Source organism: Photobacterium lucens (assembly GCF_009873615.1).
GTDB lineage: Bacteria > Pseudomonadota > Gammaproteobacteria > Enterobacterales > Vibrionaceae > Photobacterium > Photobacterium lucens.
The window spans coordinates 1-4706 of the sequence record NZ_SSMG01000286.1 but is presented as its reverse complement, the minus strand read 5'-3'; the positions used below and the strand labels follow the sequence as shown (position 1 = coordinate 4706).

General features: G+C 38.5%; 5 protein-coding genes. 1 reads left to right on the top strand and 4 read right to left on the bottom strand.

Annotation, left to right across the window (positions count from 1 at the left end; translation table 11 throughout):
- Window positions 1-71: 71 nt before the first annotated feature.
- Both E5A76_RS12365 and E5A76_RS12360 read right to left on the bottom strand, forming a co-directional pair.
- Window positions 72-569 (bottom strand): cyclin-dependent kinase inhibitor 3 family protein, encoded by a 498-nt coding sequence (locus E5A76_RS12365; RefSeq protein ID WP_053989193.1) that lies wholly within the window; start codon window positions 567-569, stop codon window positions 72-74.
- A gap of 92 nt (window positions 570-661) precedes the next feature.
- Window positions 662-1528, bottom strand: a complete 867-nt coding sequence (locus E5A76_RS12360) for a lipase family protein (protein WP_161119118.1) — start codon at window positions 1526-1528, stop codon at window positions 662-664.
- A gap of 370 nt (window positions 1529-1898) precedes the next feature.
- Here E5A76_RS12360 and E5A76_RS12355 point away from each other — a divergent pair, with 370 nt between their 5' ends.
- A complete protein-coding gene (locus tag E5A76_RS12355; RefSeq protein WP_161119117.1) occupies window positions 1899-3599 on the top strand; it encodes an SgrR family transcriptional regulator in 1701 nt (566 codons plus the stop codon).
- 63 nt (window positions 3600-3662) lie between these two features.
- Here E5A76_RS12355 and E5A76_RS12350 read toward each other — a convergent pair whose 3' ends face one another.
- Entirely contained in the window at window positions 3663-3881 is a 219-nt protein-coding gene (locus E5A76_RS12350) for a helix-turn-helix domain-containing protein (protein ID WP_008989466.1), read from the bottom strand.
- A gap of 9 nt (window positions 3882-3890) precedes the next feature.
- Entirely contained in the window at window positions 3891-4439 is a 549-nt protein-coding gene (locus tag E5A76_RS12345; RefSeq protein WP_161119116.1) for a DUF2975 domain-containing protein, read from the bottom strand.
- Between the last annotated feature and the right edge of the window lie 267 nt (window positions 4440-4706).

Here is a 4706-nt window from a genome sequence, read left to right as displayed (position 1 = left end):
ATTTATCTGTTCTACGGCTTTTAACTAAAATGTCACCAGATAGAATGGTGACATCTTAAATAAAGATAATATTATTTTTCTGCAATACGACGAATATATTCAGCTTGAACATCTTTGGTAAAGGCATTCGGTCTTAGTGCTTGAACTTGAGTGATGACATCGTCAAGCTGCCACTGTTTTTCTAATAACAGGTGAGCTGCCAGTAATCCTGTTCGACCAGAACCGCCCATGCAATGAAGTGCGACTTTTTCACCATTATCTAATGCTTGATGAAGTGCAGGAGAGATTGCATCCCAATGAGGCTGAAAACTTTCATCTGGTGCACAATCATCTTCTATCGGAGTATTGAACCATTGAAGACCAGCCTGATGGACAACCAGTGGTAATGCACCCACACCCTTTGCTTCCATTTCCTCTATGCTTAATGCTGTAACTACTACAGTAACACCTTGTGCTTTTAGCTGTTCGATGCTCTCAACTAATGGCGTACCTTTTGTTCCTGGACAAGGAGTCAGTACCAATCCTGCTTGGTTATTATTGAGTGGTAATTCCCATGTTGGATGTGTCATGCGGTATTTCCTTATTGTCTTTTCCATTTCTAAACAGTTATACACCGCAATTATGACATATATGGCTATTCATATGTATTGGTTTGTTTATCTCAGTGCTTATCAAAAAAGTCTTTATTACGTATGTATTTTTGCATGAAGTGATAGCTGAAAGGGCGCATGATCCAGCTAATAATCGAGCGTGATAGCCTGATAATTGTGGGGATGTTTTGGTAAATTTTACCGTTGTGTAACCAGAGCATTTGTCCAACATGCCAGTGCATAAATGGAATGGCAGGCAAAAAGGTCACGATATCTAAATCACAGCAAATTCGATAAGTCTGGTGGTTAAGTGGGTAGTGTTTTTTAAAGCTCCAAAAGCCAGTGGCAGGTTGTCCAAAGGTAACCACACGTTTTATTGCTTGAGGGAAGTGTTGATAAAGATAATCAGCACTGAGTACTGCCATAGCACCACCAGAGGAGTGTCCGGTTAAACTGATATGTTTACCGGATGCGATTAAAGGCGCAACAATGTGCTGGATTTGCTTAATGATATTGCTATTGGCGGCATGTTGGCGATAGTGAGGTAACTGAGAGGCTTGAAATACATCGACTTTTTGGCTGTCACTAAGATCTGGATGGCATTGATGAAAAGCGTAATTTCGATGAATGCTCTTTTGATTGATCAAATAATGATAACCCCAATGAACGTAATACGGTTTGTTTGCAGTGACGACTTTTTTAGGAAAACAGGCAAGGTTTAGCAACCAGTCCCAGATATTTTGTGAGCCTTTAAATACCAAAACTACTTCATTACTTTCTCCCCATAAGATACGAATAATAGGTCGTCCCCAGCGATCGATGATTTCTTCTCTGCCTTCAGGTAAAAAACCGTATTGGGTATGATCAAAGTCGTCAGGATAGGCAAGGTGGCACAAAATCGCATATTGCTCGTATTGATAACGCTTTAGCTTTTTCATAATGCGCTTTGATTGGGGAAGTTAAGATCAGGATAAACATGGTATTTATCAATCTAATGACAGTCATTGTGATAACTAAAATTAAATAAATAGTTGTAAGAATAGAAGCGCTGAAAGGAAATCGTCCAGCCTAAACAAAGCAGTCTAGGCCGGACTGAAATTAATGAGCACTCAGGAGACAGGCATGATTTGGGGGAAACAGCCAATCAATGTTCATTAATGCTACAAAGAGATTTGTAGACTTTGTCGAATGTTTAGCACAACTCACACTCTTAATAGCGCATGCACTGTATTCATATCGACAGAATTATTTTTACGCTAAAATGAGGAAATTAAAAGAGAACAGTATAAGAAATAAGGTTTCCTCTTTATGAGTGGTCAGCGTTTAAAATTACAGTTCCAGCGCCTTTATAACCATTTCTCAGGCAAGACGACAGAAACTAACCTGCAAGATATCTCTGAAGTTTTATTTTGTACCCGACGTAATGTGCGTATGGTGATCAATAAAATGGTTGAGAAAGGGTGGATTGATTGGCAACCATCAGTAGGGCGTGGTAAGCAATCTCGCTTAGTATTTAATAGTACTGACAGTGAGTTACAGTTTATGCAAGCACGTAAGCTGGTGGCTGACGGTAAGTTAGAAACCGCTTTATCTGTACTCAATAATAACGCTGAAAAATTAGTGCAGTTGATCCAAGAACAAATGGGGATTAGCCATGTTCATGGTCGTCAAATTGTGCGTTTACCTTATTACCGTAACCTTGGGAATTTGAACCCGCTCAAACCTCTACGTCGCTCTGAGCAGCATTTGATCCGCCAAATATTCAGTGGATTAACCCAATTTAATGAGGAAAAAGGGGAAGTCGAAGCCGATATTGCTCATGCATGGGAGATGATTTCAACGCGTCATTGGCGTTTTCACATTCGTCCTGCTATTCGTTTTCACGACGGGAGGATGTTGGAAAGTGAAGACATCGTGAAAACCTTTGAGCGAGTTAAACAGCAATCTCTGTTTAAGCATATTGATTCAGTGATTTCTCCGTTTGCTAACACGATTGATTTTTATCTTAAACGTGATGATCACCATCTTCCTGAATTGCTGACGAATATTAATGCGGTGATCCAACCTGCTGACGATCAAAAGCGTCCTGATGCTGATGTTTTTCCTATTGGTACTGGTCCTTACAAAGTTACTGTTAACGATAAGCAACGTTTAAAGCTGGAAGCCTTTGATATGTATTTTGGGTTTCGGGCGTTAACTGATGTGGTTGAGATCTGGATTTTATCGGGGTTCTCAGCTTTTTATTTAAAGCCAACATTAGAGTTAGAACAAAAGCAAAGTGCTTCTGTTTCTGAACAATTGAGCTTAGATCAAGGTTGTAATTACCTGTTATTAAACCGCAATAAAGGTTTAGCTCAGCAACAAATTTGGCTCGATTATTTTAAATCTCGTTTAAATAGCCTAAACCTAATGCGAGCGTTAGATCTTAATAAAGTGGTAGATTTTAAACTGATTAATGCCTATGGATTATTACCGGGTTGGATCTGCGATTGTCATTACACTCATAATGTGGACATACCAACAACCAAACGTGCCGTGACGTTAGCTTATCAGCAGGAACACCCTATCTATCCTTATTTAGCCGATCTTATTGAAGGTATTTTGGCGAAAGATGGAATTAAGCTGAAAGTGATCGAAATGGCGTCTTGCGAGATCATGACAGGTAAGCAAGCAGATAAGATAGATATTTGGCTCAACGGGATGAGTTTAGGCAGTAATCGAAGTGATGCGATCTTACCTTGGCTATATAACTTTGAGCAGATAGAGCGTGCGATGCCTGAATCTGAATTTGCCCAGTTAGATGTGATGGTGGATAACTGGCGAATGAATATTACTCCGACATTTCCATTAGGATCTATTCAGCATTTGCTGGTTAATTCAGGTCAAGTTTTGCCGTTATTTCATGCTTGGTTAGGGGTAGACGACAGTGGCCAATTAGAAGGGATGGCATCAAATAAATTAGGCTGGTTTGATTTTAAATCGGTATGGGTAAAGCCAAGAACATACTGATTAAAAGTTACTTGGGTATAAAAACAAAAAGGAAGTAGAGCATGGCTTTACTTCCTTTTTTTGTTATTCATCTTTGGGGTTTTCTTCAAATTCAAGAATGTCACCCGGTTGGCAATCCAATAACTCACAGAGTTTATCTAACGTTGAAAAGCGTACTGCTTTTGCTTTGCCATTTTTTAGAATTGATAAGTTAGCTTCTGTCATTTCCATAGCTTGAGCTAATGCTTTAAGTCGCATTTTCCGCTTTGCCATCATGACATCTAAGTTAATGCGTATTGTCATCGTTGGCTCTTAAATTGTGTAGTTTTGCTCATCAGCTAATTGATAACCTTCTTTCATTACCCAAGAGATAATTAAGACAATGAATCCTAATACGATAGTGAGGAAATCAAAGCCAATAAAGCTGATCGTTATCATACGTTGTCCCGGTGGATTATTAAATGTCAAAATCAATGACATGATTGGTTCGTACAAAAGACCACCACCGACCCAGTAAAAAATGCAATAACCTAACTTTTGGTAACTCTGTGCATTCTCTAGGGTAAAGATATTGTTCTGCTCATAGTTTTTAAAGAGCTTAATAAGCACAGTCAGAGCATACATGATGATTGCGCAATACAGTAATGACGCCGTCATTGCGAGTAATCGGGTAGTTAAGGTTAAAGGGGCTTGCGTTAAATCAGCAATATCAAATGAAAGGTTAAAAATACCGGTATTGCTAATGAAGTTGTATGGCGTATTGGTGGTTAACCAGAAATAAATAACCATCAATGGTGTAAGCACTAAGAAAATTTGGAAGAGTTTTCGAACCTTTCGGCTGTGTTTTTCAATGTTAGACATATTAGCTCCTTAGTTGATGACGAGATAATATGCTGCTAATTCAAATTGAGCAATAAAAAATTATCGTTTTTCGATAATTAAATTGATGACTAGTTATAAGTGAAACGATATTTAATAACTATCTAAGGACTTAATATGTGAAATAAGGAGCGAGCCTAAATAAATAGACTCGCTTTGGGATTTATCATTAGGCTTTTACTGTTACTGTTACTGTTACTGTTACTGTTACTGTTACTGTTACTGTTACTGTTACTGTTACTGTTACTG

Bases quoted from the DNA above. Each gene is read 5' to 3' on its own strand.
- E5A76_RS12365 (WP_053989193.1), bottom strand. From the start codon at position 569: ATGACACATCCAACATGGGAATTACCACTCAATAATAACCAAGCAGGA.
- E5A76_RS12360 (WP_161119118.1), bottom strand. From the start codon at position 1,528: ATGAAAAAGCTAAAGCGTTATCAATACGAGCAATATGCGATTTTGTGC.
- E5A76_RS12355 (WP_161119117.1), top strand. From the start codon at position 1,899: ATGAGTGGTCAGCGTTTAAAATTACAGTTCCAGCGCCTTTATAACCAT.
- E5A76_RS12350 (WP_008989466.1), bottom strand. From the start codon at position 3,881: ATGACAATACGCATTAACTTAGATGTCATGATGGCAAAGCGGAAAATG.
- E5A76_RS12345 (WP_161119116.1), bottom strand. From the start codon at position 4,439: ATGTCTAACATTGAAAAACACAGCCGAAAGGTTCGAAAACTCTTCCAA.